Raw genomic sequence first — 18,528 nt, forward strand, 5'->3', positions numbered from 1 at the left:
GCTTTGCAGGCCGATAACGGCTGCATCGCACTCCTTTTTTATTGGATCTCTTTTTGTGGCAAACGGATCTGTACGGTAGTTCCCATACCTAGTTTGCTATACACTTTAACACCGTAGTATTCACCAAATTTCAGCTTAATCCGCCGATCCACATTTGAAATGCCATAACCCCGTCCTTCTTTCTCTTCAAACAAAGCCTCAAGCTTCTCTCGCCGCATACCCATGCCATCGTCTATAACCGATAAGATGATACTATTGTTCTCGATGACACCCTTGATATGGATATTTAGAGGCCGATCCTGATTCCAAAGAGCGTGAATCACTGCATTCTCCACAAAAGGCTGCAGCGCAAGCTTCACGGTCGAGTAAGGCAGGATCGATTGATCTATCGTGTAGATGATGTTCAGCTTGCCCTTAAACCGTATAAGTTGAATGGCATTATAACTCTTGGTCAGTTTCAGCTCCTCATTGATGGTCAGGATGCTCTTTCCTTTGTTCAGGGATATTCGATAAAACTTGGCCAGATGAAGAACCATATCCTGAATCTGTGGATCCTGATGCTTCACGGCCAGAGAAGAGATCGAACCGAGTGTATTATACAGAAAATGAGGATTGATCTGAGCTTGAAGCAGGTCCAGTTCGGCTTCCTTGCTCTGCAGCTCTTTCTGGTAGACTTCTGTAACCAGGCTTTTCAACCGAGTTGTCATCTGTTCGAATGCAAAGTGAAGCTGTCCGATCTCATCACTGCCCATTTGCTCCTCATGAGTAGGGTTGAAATCCCCTCGCTCAATCCGCCGAATCATCCGAATTAACGTCCTGATACGATTGCTAAACAGCGAAGCAGTAATATAGATGAGCAGCAGCGCCACGCCGATGAAGCCCAGAGAAATTTTGATAATGAGCTGAGAGAGGGATTTAGCATCCTTGATAATACTGTCATACGGGAAAATGGACACCGTTCTCCAGCCATTTTTGAGCGTGTTATAGACGGCTAGAGCCTTCACGCCTTGATATGTTGTATCAAATCTGCCTGAAGGCGTCTCGTCCAAATTCTGATGAAGCAATTCGGGCAGGCTTGTATTGATTAACTGTTTGTCCGCTGAAGACAGAATCATACCCTTGTCATTGATAATAAAAATATCTTTGCCACCTGCTTCTTTTTCCATGAGAGAATAGATGACCGACTCGGAAATTTGAAAGACCAGCATCCCGTAGGGGTACTGATTACTATTGTTGTTCAGCAGCCGGGCGAGTGTAAACATGGCAGGTCCGTTCTCTGTCTGCGGCGTGGAGAGATGAATAATGTTCCCATAGGATTGCTGCAGCTTGTGAAACAGTTCCGTGTCCTGAACTTCCGGTGTGATCGGCCGGATATAATAATTGTCTTTGGGCAGCGACGGATTATTCGAATAAATGAATGCGCTATCAAAATCAGGGTAGGCAGCCATCACGGTGTCGATTCGATTGCCAATATAATTATAGACATCCAGATAAGATGGATCATCCTGATACTCGTTTGTAAGGTAATTGGCAAGGCGGTTATCCAAATAAATGGAGGCGGAAATGTGTTCGTAGCTATCCAGTTTGTTCTCCAGATTTTTAGTAATCTGAGCCGTTGAGTTTGTCATGTTGATGTAAATCTGCTCAGTAAGCTTCGTTTTGGTGAGCTCATAGGAAAAATAAACCAACAGCATCATCGGAATGATCGTGACCAGAACAAATACCATAAACAGTTTGGAACGAAAACTCAGGTTTACAAAAGGCATGTACATAAATTTTCTATAAAATTGGCGCATCCGGAAGCCCTCTCTTGACTGAATATTCGTTGCACAGTTCATCATAGCAGAGTGAATATGGAAATCCAATCCTCTCTTTGCACAAAAACATCTTTAAAAAGCGGTATCTTTCGGAGAATTCAACTATGGCGAGTAATCCGTGTCAAATTTATGATTAATAGGAGAGAAGTTGAATCAAGTTATGGCTGACCATGCTGCTGTATAGAAAAAGGGAGGGTACTTAATGCATAAGGTAAGCGCTATCAAAACAGTCAGGAGCAATAATCTGATGAGCAGACTAAAAGAGCAAAAATGGTTATTCGTGCTTATGCTTCCTGCCTTCATTGCGACATTGCTATTTTCCTATGGTCCGATGTTTGGACTATATATGGCGTTTACAAACTATCAGCCGGGTGGGGGATCGTTCTTACATCAGTTCTTCCATGCCGAATTTGTAGGTTTCCAGTGGTTTGAGTATTTCTTTACTACAGGGGATTTCTATCGGGTTATGCGTAATACGCTAGCGACAAGCTTGCTGACACTGTTCTTCGGATTTCCTGCTCCAATCATCCTTGCGCTTGTACTGAATGAAGCGAGACAGGGATTTTTCAAACGTTTTGTACAGACGGTTTCTTATCTGCCGCATTTTATCTCATGGGTTATTGCAGCCAACATTGTGATTACGCTGCTGGCTTCGGATGGAATGCTTAACAATATTCTGGTTCTGCTGGGCATTGTCAAAGAACCAGTTGCATTTTTGCAAAACGGGCCTCTGTTCTGGTGGATTATCGCATTGTCGAATATGTGGAAAGAAATGGGGTTCAGTGCCATTATGTATCTTGCCGCAATCGCTTCCATTAATCCGGAGCTCTACGAAGCGGCCAGGGTGGACGGAGCCAGCCGATTCAAGCAAATGTGGCATATAACACTGCCGTCCATGCGCCCTACAATTGTCATATTGGCTATTCTCGCGGTCGGAGGCATTTTGAATGCAGGATTTGAACAGCAATACCTGCTGCAAAATAATACCGTGCTTGAATACTCCGAAGTTATTGATATTTATGCTTACAAATACGGACTACAAAACAGCATGTTCTCTTATGGTGCTGCTGTGGGAATGTTCAAATCCGTTGTCGCCTTCATTCTTGTTCTTATCGTGAACCGGATTTCCAGAAAAGTGAACGACCAGGCGTTGTTCTAACTACAAAAGACAGAGGGGAGCGCTTGTAATGATTCTGAACCGATTCGGGGATCGTATTTTCAAAATTATTGTATATTTCATTCTTATTCTCGTATTACTGGTTACATTTCTTCCATTTTGGAATATACTCGTTCTTTCATTGAACAGCGCGGAGGATACGGTGCGAGGCGGCGTTTATCTGTGGCCCAGAGATCTGACACTGGACAGCTATCAGCAGATTTTGAAAGATAGCGAGATTTTAAACGGGCTGTGGGTAACCGTCAAACGAACGCTGATTGGCGCACCGCTATCGGTTCTCGTCATTACGATGCTTGCGTATCCGCTAAGTCGGCGGAATCTAATTGGTCGCAAAGGATGGAACCTGTACTTTATCTTTACCATGTATTTCAGTGGCGGACTGATTCCGTTCTACATGGTGCTTAAGGCGCTGAATATGATTGATACCTTTTCGGTGTTCATCTTGCCAAGTCTGATGAATGTCTTCTATATGATCATTGTCCGTACCTTCATGGAACAGCTACCCCATGAGATTGAAGAATCGGCGAGGGTAGACGGGGCTAACGATCTGACCATTTTCTTCCGAATTGTGATGCCGCTGACAACACCTGTACTTGCAACAGTGGGACTTTTTCAAGCGATCGGGCATTGGAATGCGTGGTTTGATTCCTATGCGTTCACCTATAGTTCGGATCTGAAGACTCTGCAAGCCGTGCTCGTGAAAATATTAAATCAGTTTCAGACCGGTGGCATGATTTCGCAAACGCAAATGCTGGCCAACTCGGCCAAACGAAATGCCGTTTCCAGCGATACCATTCGAATGGCTGCTACGATGGTAGCCACATTACCAATCGTGATGGTGTATCCGTTCCTGCAAAAGTACTTTGTTAAAGGTATGACTTTGGGAGCGGTAAAGAGTTAAGCGATTCCATGATCCGGTTGTGGGACGGACTCGTCCTGCGACCTCTCCTGAAAGGGGGTGGGCCAAGATTGTTTTGTAATTGCTCGATCATGCACTTTAGGAATTTATTCATTGGGAGGAATTAGGGTGTCAATGATAAAGACAAAAAAATGGATTACGATGGGTATGACTGCTGCATTAGTCGTTGGTTTGTTAGCGGGCTGCTCCTCTAACGATGGGGAGAACAAAACAGCAGGTAAAGATGGGGAACAAGGCCCGATTACGCTGACCTGGTTTGATGGCAATACAAAAGGAGAACCATTTACCGATGCAGTTGCCCAGGAAATTACCAAAAAGACGGGCATAGAGATCTCCATCCAGCAGCCAACAGGTAATCCAACGGAAAAACTGAGCCTGATGCTCGCCAGTGGTGACTATCCGGATGTGGTAGTCATGAGCCGGGGAGATGCTTCCCTCGACAAATACATTTCAAGCGGGGCATTCATTCCACTGGATGAGTTAATTGAGAAATATGGTTCTGATCTGAAAGAAATGTACGGAGACACCTTGACCAAAACACGTAATACTGACGGCAAGAACTACTATCTGGCAAACTGGTATGGACTCGACAGTGATCCGGTCTTCGGTATGCTGATGAGACAGAGCCTGTTGGAAGAGTTCCTTCCGGATAAAGCAGATGGTTCACAGCCACTCACAACAGATGAATTCGAATCACTCCTGAAAAATTTTAAAGAGAAATACAATACGATTGATGGCAAAGAGTCCATTCCGATGACGATGAACGGTGAGAACATGGGCGCAAATCTGGGAACATTCAAAGGCATGTGGGGCTTAAAAACGTATTATGACAACAACGGACGTCTGCAATATGATGTCAAGGACCCCAAATATCGCGAAATGCTGTTATATATGAATCGCTTATATAGAGAAGGTCTGATCGAAAAGGAATTTGCGATCAGCAAAACACAGACCTGGATTCAAAAGCTGACGACTGGAGCGGTATTCGCTACCCCAGGTGCATATTGGGACCCGGGGAACGGGAATGCGGCCCTGAAGAAGGACGGCGGGGAAAAGAATCAACTCTTTGCTTACAAAGTTGTTGCTCCAGGTGTAGATCCGGCTCAAACGACGTTTGGCCCAAGAAGTTCGCTTGGATGGGATGCGATCGCAATTACCAAAAACAACAAACACCCGGAAGAAACGATAAAGCTGTTTAATTATCTGGCGAGTGATGAAGGACAGCATTTGCTGCTGTGGGGCAAGGAAGGCGAACAGTACACCATGGTGGATGGCAAGCGGCAACCGAAACCTGAATTCCTGCAAAGCTTCAAGGATAATTGGGATGATACGGTGAAGAAAAGCGGCGTTCGCAAATGGTTATGGTTTATCAAAAATGGTCTGGACCCGAACGGACAGCCGTATGACATGGCGGTTAAATTCCAGCGCAGTGAAGTGGATGAACTGGCCATTAAGAGTCTGGGCGATTCCGTATGGGATACAGCACAGTATGACAACCTGAATCCGGATGGGGGAACACCTCAAGCGCTGACGGCCCAGAAAGTGAAGGATATTATGGATCAGAGCATTACGAGAGCCATTATTGCCCCAAGTGAGGCCGAAGCCAATTCCGTGTTCGACAAGATGCTGGAGGATATGAAAAAGGCTGGCGATGAGAAAGTAGAAGATATCATCAACGAGAAATATGCTCAGCGTATGGAACTGTGGTCTTCGAAATAATTGGAAATCAACTTATAAATAAACGCTTATATCAAAAAACCTAAATTTTCTTAAACCCGTTAATCTGTGATTTGATGAGATTAACGGGTTTTTATTGGGATAAAATAGATGGGGTACGGCAATGCAATGTTTTTTTGTCTTTAATGGAGCGAGTAAAAAATGAAATAATAATTGCTTCTCGATTGTGTATGCGATATATTGCATATAAGAATAATTGTAATGAGGATGAAAACAATGCCAATTCCTAAAGATTTTTCCTTACCAGTCCGTATGTCCGCAAAAGAAAGAGCGTTTTCTCAGATTCAGCGATGGATCATTGATGGAACACTGCAACCAGGTGAAAAGCTTATTGATGCGGAAATGGCTGAATCGCTTGGAGTCAGCCGGACACCGATTCGGGAGGCATTTCAGTTACTCGAAGTTCAAGGCCTCGTGTCCATGCATCCAGGAAAAGAAACAAAAGTAACGAATATTGAGAAAAACGATATTTTTAAGATGTATTCAACGATGGCTGCTCTTCAGGCCTTAGCTGCTGAAATCACCGCCCAAACTATTATTCCAGAACAGATCGAGAAACTAAGATCCATAAATTTGGAATTCGCAAGTTCTATTAAAAATGGACAAGTTTATCAGGCTATGGAGGTGGATGAGCAATTTCATAATTATATTGTGGAGCTCTCAGATAATCCTTATGTAGCTACATTTAATACATCTCTTCAGATTCACATTAGGCGATTTAAATACGTATTTTTAAAACAACCTATTACGGCTACACTAGCTTCAGTTGAAGAACATGATCAGATTATTAAAGCTTTTGAAGGCAAAAATAGCAACGATGCCCATAATTTAATGAAACAAAATTTTATTCGACCGATGCAGGAACTGAACGAAATACTTTGAAATGAGGGAAGAAACATGGAAAATAAAAAAGATCTTCGCATTCGAAGCAAGGTAATCAGTGAAGGTGCTAACCGGGTACCGAACAGAGCGATGCTGCGTGCAGTTGGATTTCAAGATGAGGATTTTAAAAAGCCAATGATCGGAATAGCAAGTACGTGGAGTGAAGTAACACCGTGCAATATGCACATCAATGATTTAGCGGTGCAAGCTAAGCAGGGCGCACGTAATAACGGCGGTGCTCCACTAATTTTTAATACGATTACCGTTTCTGATGGGATCTCGATGGGGCATGGCGGGATGTTGTTCTCGCTACCAAGTCGGGAAGCTATAGCTGATTCGATTGAAATTGTGACCGGAGCCGAGCGTTTTGACGGCGTTGTTGCAATCGGTGGGTGTGACAAGAATACGCCTGCATGTTTGATGGCTATTGGACGGATGAATATTCCTTCCGTTTATGTATATGGAGGAACCATTCAACCTGGTAATCTCGACGGTAAAAAAGTGGATATCGTTTCAGCTTTTGAAGCCGTTGGGCAATATCAAGATGGAAAAATAACAGATGAACAATTGCATAAGGTCGAATGCAGTGTTTGTCCAGGTCCAGGGGCTTGTGGGGGGATGTATACCGCTAATACGATGGCCGCAGCTGCAGAAGCAATGGGTATGTGTTTGCCTGGTTCTTCTTCGACATCAGCTATCTCAGCGGATAAAGCATTGGAATGCGAAGCAGCCGGTAAGCAGGTCATCTCACTTCTTGAACAGGAAATCTACCCAAGAGACATTATGACGAAGAAAGCATTTGAGAATGCGATCACCGTTGTTATGGCTCTAGGGGGATCAACCAACGCATTTCTCCATCTGCTAGCTATTGCGCACTCCGTAGAAGTGGATTTAACCTTGGATGATTTTGAACGAATTCGCTTGCGTGTTCCTCATTTGGCAGATCTGAAGCCAAGTGGTCAGTATGTCATGCAGGATTTGAATGATATTGGTGGTGTTTCCGGGGTAATGAAGCTATTGCTCGCTGAGGGATTACTTCATGGGGATTGCCTCACCGTAACTGGTAAAACGTTGGCGGAGAATTTAGCGGAAGCTACTCCACTTCAGAATGATCAAGAGATTATACGTCCACTCAATAATCCGCTTAAACCAGATGGACCACTGGTTGTGCTTCGAGGAAACCTAGCTCCTGAAGGCGCTGTTGCCAAAATGTCAGGCATGAAGATACAACAGTTTTCCGGACCGACAAAGGTGTACGATAGCGAAGATGAAGCGACAGAAGCGATCATGAATGATGAAATTCAAGAAGGGGACGTATTGGTCATACGCTATTGTGGACCGAAGGGTGGACCAGGTATGCCTGAGATGCTTTCCGTTACAGCACTCATTGTAGGGAAAGGTCTCGGTGGGAAAGTTGCTCTCATAACAGATGGTAGGTTCTCGGGTGGCTCGCATGGATTTGTAGTCGGCCATGTATCCCCTGAGGCACAAGTAGGTGGACCGATCTCTTTGCTCCAAAATGGAGATATTATCACCATTGATAGCGACATTCAGGAAATTAAGGTTGAAGTGCCAGAAGAAGAGTTGGCCGCTCGAGCGCAAGCTTGGGTACAACCGCCACTGAAAGTGAAATCCGGTGTACTTGCCAAATATGCTAAATTAGTTTCCTCCGCTTCTAAAGGGGCAGTAACAGATTTGATGGAATAAACAAATAAAGAATACTTTTTGTAAAGATTAAATTTTTATACCCCCGTTAGTTTCATTATTTGAAAATTAACGGGGGGGTTTTTTGTTTAATAATGGGCTGTGTACTGAGTTTATTAGACGATTTCGAGGGATAAGACATGTTCCCATTAAAGTCGCTATATTAGCGGCTTTTTTTTGTTTTATCGGTACAAGTTCTTGTTGCCGGTGACTATACTCATATTAACTGAGGACGGAATATAGATACACTCCTTGCCATATGAATTTTTGATTATACGCTGGCTGTTTTTTTCTTAGTACATGTTTGTTTATTGTTATACCTTGTGTTCCAGCCTTACACAACGGAGTTGGAAACCCACAATTAACTGCAGATTATCAGCTTAGTGCTGTACCGCTTGTAAACAAATATGCTCATAACCATTTTAGAGTCAAGATACTTGTTCAGTATAAAAATATTTTTAATGCTAGAAGCTGATTCAGCAGCCTTTAGAGGATCTTCAGCTTCTTGGATAAGTCCTGTACGGGAAGTTGCTGTACTTGTTCAAATTCAATTTCGCGTATTAGATGCGCGATGATGATGTGAGTCCAACCAAGCTTAATGGCATAATCATCATCCCGCTTCACGTTCTCAAAAGCGACAGCAATGTCTTCATGAACATATGGTTTAGTGATGATGGGATTCTTGGGATGGAAGCGAGCTAGCAGATGTTGGTCTGATAAAGATCGACATCTTTTTTTATTCTCTAATTCAAAGGTCATAGAGATAAACGCCATAAAAGGATTGAAGTTTAAAAGCAAAATATAGGACTGAAATTAAATCCTCAGATCTCAGTTTAGCGCATTACAACAAAAAATAAGACCTGATTTAAACATAAAAGCAAAGAGTTGAGTTTAGATTAGTGTCAAGGGAAGATGAGTTCCACGGGGATGACGGCGTTCTTAGGAGAATAAATATCTTCCATCTGTTCACATAACAGCTTTACGGCTGTTCGTGCCATTTCCTGTTCATCTTGCTGCACATAAGCTACGCCTGAAAGATGTGGATTATCGAAAGATAGTAAATCGATATTTGAGTGATCGTTCAGAAGACTGATCGCGGCGGATGTAAGGCGTGCTGTTTCTTCAGTCAAGGAGAAGGCTGCCGAAATTCCACTGTGGTTCTGCAAGAAGTTGCTTACATAGTCCAATGCTTGCTCGCTACGTAGAATGTCGAGAGGAATGTGACACCACAAGCTCTTGTCAATCGAGATGCCTTGATCTGTGTACGCCTGCTCGAAGCCGAGCGTGCGGTCCTCGACGGCCGTATTGGCATTTTCAGGTGAGATGAGCGCAATCTGCTGGTGACTCTTGGATAGCAAATGGGATACAGCCTTATACGCACCGCCGTAATTGTCGGATGTAATGGTGTACGTCTCAATGTTGCGCAGATAGCGGTCGATGAACACACACGGGAATTTATCGAGCGACAGACGCAGTAATGATTCGTTGTACTTCTCATCTTCTGTTGGAAAAACGATCAGCCCCTTCACACCGAGCTCCGTTAGTGTACGAATGACGTTTGATTCGATAGAGGAGGACTCGCGCGTGATGCTTAGTACCATGCTGAGGCCAGCTTCTTGCAGGAAGTGTTCCGTGTAGTCAACGAGCTTCTGAATGACACGGGTTCTCATCGTCGGAATGATAAAGCCAATGAGCGGCATGGAGGACGCGCTGCATGGGGATGGCGAGAAATTGATACTAGAAACAACAAGACTAGAAGAGACGAATGAGCCTTTGCCTTGTACGCGTATAATTAATCCTTCGTCAGCTAGTAGGGTTAGGGCGTTCTTGACTGTAATTTTACTTACTCTGAATTCGTCCATTAGTTCTTGCTCAGAAGGAATGCGATCCGTTGGCCGAAGTTGCCCTGATTTAATTTTCTGTATAATGTTTTCTCGAATTTGTTTGTAGAGCGCCAGCTTTTTCAAAGAGTAGCATCTCCCCATAAACTTTATGATTTTATAATCAATTGGTTATATAAAGCTTATTTCATCTATATTATAATACGGCATGTAAAGCGCTTACAATACGGAATTTGAGAAATTGTTGCGAAGGGGTCTTTTCTTTGAAAGGTTAGAATTATGTTAAGGATGGTGGTGCCAAGGTGTATTGAAACCGCTTAAATTAACAGAACTAACTAGTCAACCGACTTTTCAAATGCATAACAAAAAAAGAGAGGATGACGAACAAATGAAAAAACGCAGTGCTTTAATCTCCATCGTTACACTCCTTATTATGTCACTTGTTTTTACTGCATGTGGTACTCCTTCCGGTTCAAAAACGGAAACGCAGCAATTAGGCGCTAATGCCGGTGAGAATGCAACAGAATTATCATTTTGGACATTCGTAGATTTGCACGGCAAGCATTTGGATAAAATGCTGGGATTATGGAACCAACAGAACCCAGACAAACAGATTAAGTTGAATGTAACGGTTATGCCTTACGATGATATGCACAACAAGCTCTTATTGGCAGTTACAAGCGGAAAAGGTGCTCCTGATATCGCGGATATTGAGCTTGGTCAATTTCCTAAATTCTTGGAAGGTGACAACGTTCCACTGGAATCTTTGAATGATGTATTTGCACCATACAAAGACGTTGTTGTTCCTTCACGTGTCGAGATTTATTCCAAAGCCGAACAGGTTTATGGATTCGATTATCACGTAGGTGCGACGCTTGCTTTCTACAATACTGAAATTCTCGAGCAAGCAGGTGTTGACTACAAGACAATCAAAACGTGGGAAGATTACAAACAAGCAGGTATCAAGGTTTATGAAAAGACTGGCAAGTACTTAGGTACTGCTGATACATCAGCTACGTGGCAAGCATCGCTGCTACTAGCTCAGCAAAACGCTGATTTTACAGATGAAAATGGTAATCCAAAAGTTAACTCGCCTGAAATGATTAAAGCGTATGAAATGTTAGTTGATCTGCAGAAGAACAATGTTATTCATACGATCCCTGGCGGACAACCCGACACAGAAGAAGCAAAAGGCGAATACAACAAAGGCAACTACGCAAGTGCATTGATGCCTGAATGGTACATGTCCCGCTTTGTAAACGAAATGAAAGACCTTAAAGGTAAGTATGCAATAGCTCCATTGCCTGTATTTGAAGAAGGTAATCCTCGTTCTGTTGGCTTAGGCGGTACTGGCACAGTTGTTACTAAGAATGGTAAAGACGTTCAGTTGGCAAAAGAATTTGTAGCCTTTGCTAAGCTTTCGAAAGAAGCTACTACTGAAATCTGGAATACACTTGGATTTGACCCAATTAACATGGAAGTATGGAAAGATGATGCAGTTACGAAAAACCCTGATAATGAATACGTCCAATACTTTAAAACAAATGCATTTGATACTTTGAATGAAATCAAGGACGAAATTAGAGCGATTAAGTCCGTTAAAGCCTCACCAACCATCGGCAATATATTCAATACGGTAACTTTGAATGCTATCTTTGAAGATGGCCAAGACGTGAAGGAAGCTTTGGATGAAGCACAAGCAGCAATTGAACAAGAATTGAAATAAATATAATAAGTAAATGATTTGGTTAAACCTGTCGGCAGGTATAGTAGTCGGCAGGTTTAACCTTAGTCAAGGGAGATTGAGAATATGATAAAGAAATTTGTATACTCTCAAAAAGTTGCGCCTTATGTTTTTGTATTGCCATTTATACTTATATTTTTGATATTCTGGTTTTTTCCACTTGTAAATTCATTCGTAATGAGCTTTCAAGATAGAATGTTAGGACAGGATCCTAAATGGATTGGTGAAGCGAATTATTCGAAATTACTTACTGATAAAGTGTTTTTGACATCTATTAAAAATAGCGTTGTGTACATGTTAGGAACCTTAGTGCTGTTAATTCCTTTTCCAATGTTATTCGCCGTTATGATCAACAGTAAGTTAATGAAGGGAAGAGAATTTTTCAAATCTTCGTTCTTTCTCCCTGCACTGACTTCTGTCGCAGTTGCGGGTACCATTTTCCGCCTTACATTCGGTGAAATGGAAGGTTCATTAATGAATAGTTTCCTAGGTCTATTTGGTATAGAGCCTATTAAATTTTTGAAAGACGGAAATTGGAGTATGGCAGCACTGTTAATCCTCGCATGTTGGAGATGGACAGGTGTTAATATGCTTTACTATCTATCCGGTTTAAAAAGCATTGACAATGAGTATTATGAGGCTGCTTCAATTGACGGGGCATCTGCTTGGCAGAAGTTTAGAACGATCACAATGCCATTATTGAAGCCGACCACGGTATATGTTACGACAATTAGTGTTTATGCAGGTTTAGCCATGTTTACCGAGAGCCTGATGATGTTTAACGGTAACAATTCACCCAAAAATATTGGCTTAACCATTGTTGGATACCTGTATAGACAAGGGATTGAGCAGAATAAGCTGGGTTACGCAGCTGCAGTTGGAATCGTTCTGTTAGTCATTGCTATGGTTATCAATTTAACGCAGTTGAAATTTAGTGGAATGTTCAAAAAGGAGGAGGATTAAAGTGGGCAGAAGTCAGACGAGGAGTGATTTCATCTCTAGAATAGTAATTATTTGTTTATTCATTATACTATTCGTTATAATTATGATCCCATTCTACGCAGTGGCCCTATCTTCCTTTAAACCCGGTGAATCATTAGTTAGATATGGTCTTAACCTAAGTTTGGATTTTGAAATCATGAGTTTTGATAATTTCATCTATCTGTTTACTGGACAACATGATTATTTTGTGTGGTTTTGGAACAGTATGATTTTAACAATCGTTCAAGTGGTTTTAACACTTTTTGTAAGCGCATTTGTTGCTTATGGTTTTGCAGCATATCATTTTAAAGGTAAGAACTTCCTCTTTATATGTGTTTTGCTCATTATGATGGTGCCTTTCGAAATACTGCTGGTTCCTTTGTACAGCCTAATTAATGATTTGGGAATGGTGAATAGCTATTCGGCAATCATTCTGCCCGGTATAGCCAATGCCGCGACGATATTTTTCTTCAGGCAGTATCTACGAAGCATACCCAAAGAGATTATTCAATCTGGGCGGGTTGATGGCGCAAACGAGTATGCGATTTATTTCAGACTAATTATGCCGATTATGAAGCCATCCTTTGCAGCAATGGCCATTCTGAATGGTATGAATAGCTGGAATAATCTATTGTGGCCATTCATGGTGCTCGGAGATCAGAGTAAATATACACTTCCAATCGGTTTAAAAACGTTGTTAACTCCTTATGGCAATAACTATGACCTATTGATTGTGGGCTCCTTCTTCTCCATCATTCCAATTTTCATACTATTTATTGCTTTCCAGAAATATTTCATAGATGGTATGACTGCAGGCGCTGTCAAAGGGTAGTGTATATTATGATGAAACAGGTGATAAGATGGAAATCCAACAACGAGCGTTACATGACATTCAACCATTGATTGAGCAAAGAGCTGATCCTTTTATTTACCGACATTCGGACGGTTATTATTACTTCGTAGCATCCGTTCCGGAGTATGATCGGATTGAAATCCGTAGAGCCCAGAACCTTGAGGGGCTTGTTACATCAACTCCTGTAGTGATCTGGAGAAAGCGCGAGACGGGTATCCTTAGTGCCAATATTTGGGCACCCGAACTGCATTTTATTGATGACAAATGGTACGTGTATTTCGCTGCCGCACACACGACGGAAACGAATGAAGGCTTGTTCGACCATCGGATGTACGTGCTAGAGAATGAAAATGCCAATCCGCTCGAAGGCAGTTGGACGGAAAGAGGGCAGGTTCGTACCGAGTGGGAAAGCTTCGCCCTCGATGCCACTACCTTTGAGCATAATGGCAGCCGTTATTACGTATGGGCACAAAAGGATCCGAATATCGAAGGTAATTCTAATCTGTATATATCCAAAATGAGCAATCCATGGACGCTGACTGGACCGCAAACGATGATTTCGCTGCCGGAATATGACTGGGAAATCATTGGTTATAAAGTGAACGAAGGCGCGGCATTTCTTCGCAAGGGTAATCGGGTATTCCTCTCTTACTCGGCTAGCGCCACCGATTTCAATTATTGCATGGGCCTGCTTGAAGCCGATGCGGATGCTGATTTGCTCGATGCCACCTCATGGCGCAAGTCGCAAACAGCGGTTCTCTCGACAGATGAGAGCATCTCAATGTATGGTCCCGGTCATAATTCCTTCACGGTGTCAGAGGTCGACGAAAAGACGCTATTTGTGTTCCACGCAAGAACGTACAAGAACATTATAGGAGATCCGCTGTACGATCCGAATCGCCATACATTTGTGACGGAGCTTTTGTGGACGGCTGACGGCAAACCCGATTTCCGCGGCTCTGTTGCAGCACTTGCACGTTCTGTACAGTGAACGAGTGTCCCAGCAAGGTTGGTTGATGGATTTAAGTTCGTTTATCCAACTTGCCAAAGAGAGAGAGTTAGAACATCGAAGGCACCTTACTGGGTGCCTTCGACTTCGTTCAATACATAATACGTCGAACCGTAATACAGTTAGTGGTAAGTTGCCTTCAAACTTGCCGCTCCAGTTATCCCGGAAAATCATATCAAAAAAATAAAAACAGTCGCTGATCAATAGGATCGGCGGCTGTTTTTATGTTATCGGTACGAGTTTTATTCCGTGCCAAGGACAAGAGCTTCTATCGATTGCCGGAATGGACAAGAACATTGTCCTATTACCGTTAAGAAGTACATCTAAAGAATAAGATGTAATTTAAATCTTAACAGGCAGCATAAATTCTGCACAGTATTCAAATTTCTTATGGGACAAACAACTCGATAAGATACAAAAACGGGCTTTGAGTCACTTATAGCGAGAGGAACTGTAACGGGCAAGTTTCTGATTTGTTACAAGGTCAGCATATGAACAAGGTTGTAATTATGTAAATTTCAGTTGGAAATGATGATTTCAACCTGATGTAATGATTTGTAAAATAAGCTTATCAAAAAAGAACTAGGAGAGGTTCCCATGACAAAGCCAGACGTCCCGCACCATCCACAGATATCAGGTTATAGCCATAAAATCAATGATCCATTCTGGTCGCATTATATTGAACTGGTCCGCAACGTAGTTGTTCCTTATCAATGGGAAGCGCTCAATGACCGTATCGAAGGAGCTGAACCAAGCCGGGCCATTCGGAATTTCCGCATTGCTGCTGGGGATGAAGAGGGCGTTCATTATGGCATGGTTTTTCAGGATAGCGATGTTGCGAAATGGATTGAAGCAGCTTCGTACCTGCTCTCCGCGAAGCCCGACCCGGAACTGGAAGTCCTCGTGGATTCTGTTATTGAGACCATAGCTCGGGCACAGCAAGCCGATGGTTATTTGAACACGTACTTCACCTTGCGTGAACCTGGGGCGCGATGGACGAACCTCGCCGAGTGTCATGAACTTTATTGTGCAGGACATATGATTGAGGCTGGTGTAGCGTACTATCATGCCACGGGCAAACGCACGCTGCTGGATGTGGTTATTCGCCTGGCGGATCATATAGGCACCGTGTTTGGTACAGAGCCGGGACAATTGCCAGGTTATGATGGACATCAGGAGATTGAACTTGCACTCTTCAAATTGTATGAGACGACAAAAGAAGAGAAATATCTGGAACTGAGCCGTTATTTTCTGGATCAGCGGGGAGCGAGTCCGCATTTTTTTGTAGAGGAATGGGAGAAAAGGGGCCGTACCATACATTTTGGAGAGTTGGATATGGTTCACCGACACACGTACTCCCAGTCCCATCTGCCTATTAGGGAGCAGTCGACAGCAGAAGGCCATTCGGTTCGACTGGTGTACATGTGCGCGGCTATGGCAGATGTAGCTGCGCAGAAGGAGGATACATCGCTGAAAGAAGCCTGTGAACGGTTGTGGAGCAACATCGTAAGCAAGCGAATGTACATTACGGGAAGCATTGGTTCATCAGCCAAAGAAGAAGCATTTACAGGCGATTATGATCTGCCTGGAGATACCGCCTACGCAGAGACCTGTGCCTCAATTGGCCTGATCTTTTGGGCGAAGCGTATGCTGCAGATGGAGCAGGATAGCCGGTACGCAGACGTTATGGAGCGAGCCCTGTACAACACGGTGATTAGTGGAATGTCTCTGGATGGTCAACGTTTCTTCTATGTGAATCCGCTTGAAGTCGATCCGAAGATGCAACGTGTGAATCCTAATTATGCCCACGTGCGAACACGCCGGCAAGGGTGGTTTGGTTGTGCTTGCTGTCCGCCGAACATTGCGCGATTAATTGCCTCATTGGATCAATATGTATATACCCCGGCTGTGGAACAGGCTACGTTGTATGTACAATTGTACATCGGAGGGGATGGGGAATTCACACTTGAGGGTAGGAGAGCAGCCGTAACCATGGACTCTGACTATACCTCCACTGGAGATGTGAAGCTGATCGTTCGGCCTGATTCCCCAGAGGGAATGCAGTTTACGATAGCTCTGAGAAAGCCGGACTGGTGCAAGATTCCCGAGCTGTGGATTAATGGGGAGAAGAGCGAACAAGATGGTTTTACTTTTGAATACGGTTACATAAAGGTGATCCGTTTGTGGAAAGCCGGTGATGAAATTAAACTTCACTTCCCTATGGAGTTGCTGCGGATGAAAGGACATGATCACATCAAAGCCACTTTCGGAAAAGTAGCCATCCAGCGGGGACCGTTTATGTACTGTCTCGAAGAAGTCGACAATGCCCGCGGATTGCATCGCATTCAGCTGCCCCGGGATGCCGAGTTTCACATCGGTAGCGGGGAACAGATGCCTCTGGGGGTCCCGGCTCTTACAACCATTGGGCAGAGAATCGTATCCCAAGAAGACTGGGGAATACATCTGTATCGCAGTGATGTTCACTGGGATACACAGCCTGCCGAGCTTCGGTTCATTCCTTACTTCACTTGGGCCAATCGGGATGAAGGAGAAATGAGTGTTTGGATTCGCGAAAGCGAATAAAAAGAAGTCTACTAGTGCTGCTGTAAAAAAGTATGCAAAAGGAAAGCGCCCGATAGACCCAAAATACGCGCTGTAGGATAACGCGATCTTTGGTGAGCGGACACTTTTTTCACGGCATCAGTTCTGATTGAGTCAGTTTATTTATCTGAGTTGGTAAACTTGCTGCGGAAGTTGGAAGGAGAGATGCCCTCTTTTTTCGAGAAACAGGAAGAGAAGTAGGATACATGATTGAAGCCGATCTCTTCGGCGATGCGAGCAACGGACCAGGCGGTTTGCAACAGCAGCTTTTTGGCCTGTTCGATTCTGTAATGCAGCAGATATTCCATGGGTGTCATGCCATACACTTTAAGCATGCTGCGTGCGAGATAGTTTGGATGGTAGTTGAGTTCCTTTTGCAGCATCGGATTGGAGATCGGTAGCGGGTAATTGTGGCGGATGTAGAGTTCAACTTTCTCGGCAATCCGGATTGCGGCAACGTCTGACAGTGAAGACAGCCCAAGATCCAGATGCTGCATAAATTGCTGGAAGGTCGCCTGTCTTTTCCAATTGCGCATGGACTGCGGCTCCTGATCAAGCTGAGAGAAATGCTCCAGAAGTTCCATATCTTTGATTGCAATGTGCAAATGTTTGGGAATGAAGATGGAACAGACATCACAGTGGTTTAGATATGCGCTCACCTTATGTGTCTCAATTAGTTCGGCTTGATTGGCGAGACATTCGTCCATGTTGGCAGACTCTCTCCAGCTGCCAAAGGTTTGAAAATGAATCCAGATCATTTCCGTTTCCGCCTTACAGGCTGCGCTGCCGTAATGATGTCCATCCGGCTTAAGGATCAGTGCTTCTCCCTGATTCAGAAGCCACTCTGTCCCGTTCTCGCTAATGGCGAGCGAACCGCGTGTAACAACAATTAGATCAAAGACACCGATGTCACTGCGGCTAATGTGATATTCACCGGCTTCGTAACAAGCACGTCCGCAATCAATAAAATAGGGAATGGGCGGGGTGATGAAATGAAGGATGGGCGAGTCCAATCCGGCACCTCCGAACAGGTTGAAATATTTAAAATTCATGTTGGCATCGAGCATTTATTTTTTATGATACAGCAAGTAACATAGAAAATAAAGCGCTTACGAAATTCAGTTTTAACCTTCAACGGATTCAGGTTTAGAACCTTATCTTCACTCTTTAGAGATTCTACTTTAGACGAAAGAATGAACGTCATTTTCGATGGATCGGTCAAAGGTATTTCGTAGAAGAAACTATACTTGCCGGTTTAAGAGA

General features: G+C 43.5%; 14 protein-coding genes. 10 read left to right on the forward strand and 4 right to left on the reverse strand.

Going from position 1 to position 18,528, the window contains the following annotated elements; all coding sequences use genetic code 11:
* Positions 1–38: 38 nt before the first annotated feature.
* Positions 39–1,796, reverse strand: coding sequence for a sensor histidine kinase (locus NZ043_RS25890; protein WP_339309609.1), 1,758 nt, complete (start codon positions 1,794–1,796; stop codon positions 39–41).
* Positions 1,797–2,064: 268 nt separating this feature from the next.
* Here NZ043_RS25890 and NZ043_RS25895 point away from each other — a divergent pair, with 268 nt between their 5' ends.
* From NZ043_RS25895 to ilvD, 5 genes are all read left to right on the forward strand, one after another.
* The gene (locus NZ043_RS25895) at positions 2,065–2,976 is read left to right on the forward strand and encodes an ABC transporter permease subunit (protein WP_339309610.1); all 912 of its coding nucleotides are present in this window, start codon (positions 2,065–2,067) and stop codon (positions 2,974–2,976) included.
* Positions 2,977–3,004: 28 nt separating this feature from the next.
* Positions 3,005–3,895 (forward strand): carbohydrate ABC transporter permease, encoded by an 891-nt coding sequence (locus tag NZ043_RS25900; protein ID WP_029880772.1) that lies wholly within the window; start codon positions 3,005–3,007, stop codon positions 3,893–3,895.
* Between the two features lie 132 nt (positions 3,896–4,027).
* Complete coding sequence (locus NZ043_RS25905) at positions 4,028–5,632, forward strand: extracellular solute-binding protein (RefSeq protein ID WP_289389300.1); 1,605 nt, start codon at positions 4,028–4,030, stop codon at positions 5,630–5,632.
* A 234-nt stretch (positions 5,633–5,866) separates the two neighbouring features.
* Positions 5,867–6,532: a GntR family transcriptional regulator gene (locus NZ043_RS25910; RefSeq protein WP_339309611.1), complete on the forward strand. Its 666-nt coding sequence runs from the start codon at positions 5,867–5,869 to the stop codon at positions 6,530–6,532.
* Positions 6,533–6,547: 15 nt separating this feature from the next.
* Positions 6,548–8,239 (forward strand): dihydroxy-acid dehydratase, encoded by a 1,692-nt coding sequence (ilvD, locus tag NZ043_RS25915; protein ID WP_339309612.1) that lies wholly within the window; start codon positions 6,548–6,550, stop codon positions 8,237–8,239.
* Positions 8,240–8,722: 483 nt separating this feature from the next.
* Here the strand turns inward: ilvD and NZ043_RS25920 are convergent, their stop codons facing one another.
* Together NZ043_RS25920 and NZ043_RS25925 are read right to left on the reverse strand one after the other, a co-directional pair.
* Complete coding sequence (locus NZ043_RS25920; RefSeq protein ID WP_339309613.1) at positions 8,723–8,995, reverse strand: hypothetical protein; 273 nt, start codon at positions 8,993–8,995, stop codon at positions 8,723–8,725.
* Positions 8,996–9,138: 143 nt separating this feature from the next.
* Positions 9,139–10,203: a GntR family transcriptional regulator gene (locus tag NZ043_RS25925; protein ID WP_289389303.1), complete on the reverse strand. Its 1,065-nt coding sequence runs from the start codon at positions 10,201–10,203 to the stop codon at positions 9,139–9,141.
* 262 nt (positions 10,204–10,465) lie between these two features.
* Here NZ043_RS25925 and NZ043_RS25930 point away from each other — a divergent pair, with 262 nt between their 5' ends.
* The 5 genes from NZ043_RS25930 to NZ043_RS25950 all read left to right on the forward strand — a co-directional run bounded on the left by NZ043_RS25930 (position 10,466) and on the right by NZ043_RS25950 (position 17,247).
* Positions 10,466–11,803: an extracellular solute-binding protein gene (locus NZ043_RS25930; protein WP_091029804.1), complete on the forward strand. Its 1,338-nt coding sequence runs from the start codon at positions 10,466–10,468 to the stop codon at positions 11,801–11,803.
* Positions 11,804–11,887: 84 nt separating this feature from the next.
* Positions 11,888–12,784 (forward strand): sugar ABC transporter permease, encoded by an 897-nt coding sequence (locus NZ043_RS25935; RefSeq protein WP_062834705.1) that lies wholly within the window; start codon positions 11,888–11,890, stop codon positions 12,782–12,784.
* Position 12,785: 1 nt separating this feature from the next.
* Positions 12,786–13,634: a carbohydrate ABC transporter permease gene (locus tag NZ043_RS25940; RefSeq protein WP_076333887.1), complete on the forward strand. Its 849-nt coding sequence runs from the start codon at positions 12,786–12,788 to the stop codon at positions 13,632–13,634.
* Between the two features lie 28 nt (positions 13,635–13,662).
* Complete coding sequence (locus tag NZ043_RS25945; protein ID WP_339309614.1) at positions 13,663–14,646, forward strand: family 43 glycosylhydrolase; 984 nt, start codon at positions 13,663–13,665, stop codon at positions 14,644–14,646.
* A 615-nt stretch (positions 14,647–15,261) separates the two neighbouring features.
* Entirely contained in the window at positions 15,262–17,247 is a 1,986-nt protein-coding gene (locus tag NZ043_RS25950; protein ID WP_339309615.1) for a beta-L-arabinofuranosidase domain-containing protein, read from the forward strand.
* Positions 17,248–17,384: 137 nt separating this feature from the next.
* Here the strand turns inward: NZ043_RS25950 and NZ043_RS25955 are convergent, their stop codons facing one another.
* Positions 17,385–18,278: a helix-turn-helix transcriptional regulator gene (locus tag NZ043_RS25955; RefSeq protein ID WP_091029796.1), complete on the reverse strand. Its 894-nt coding sequence runs from the start codon at positions 18,276–18,278 to the stop codon at positions 17,385–17,387.
* Positions 18,279–18,528 lie beyond the last annotated feature (250 nt).

Source organism: Paenibacillus sp. FSL k6-2145 (assembly GCF_037976585.1).
GTDB lineage: Bacteria > Bacillota > Bacilli > Paenibacillales > Paenibacillaceae > Paenibacillus.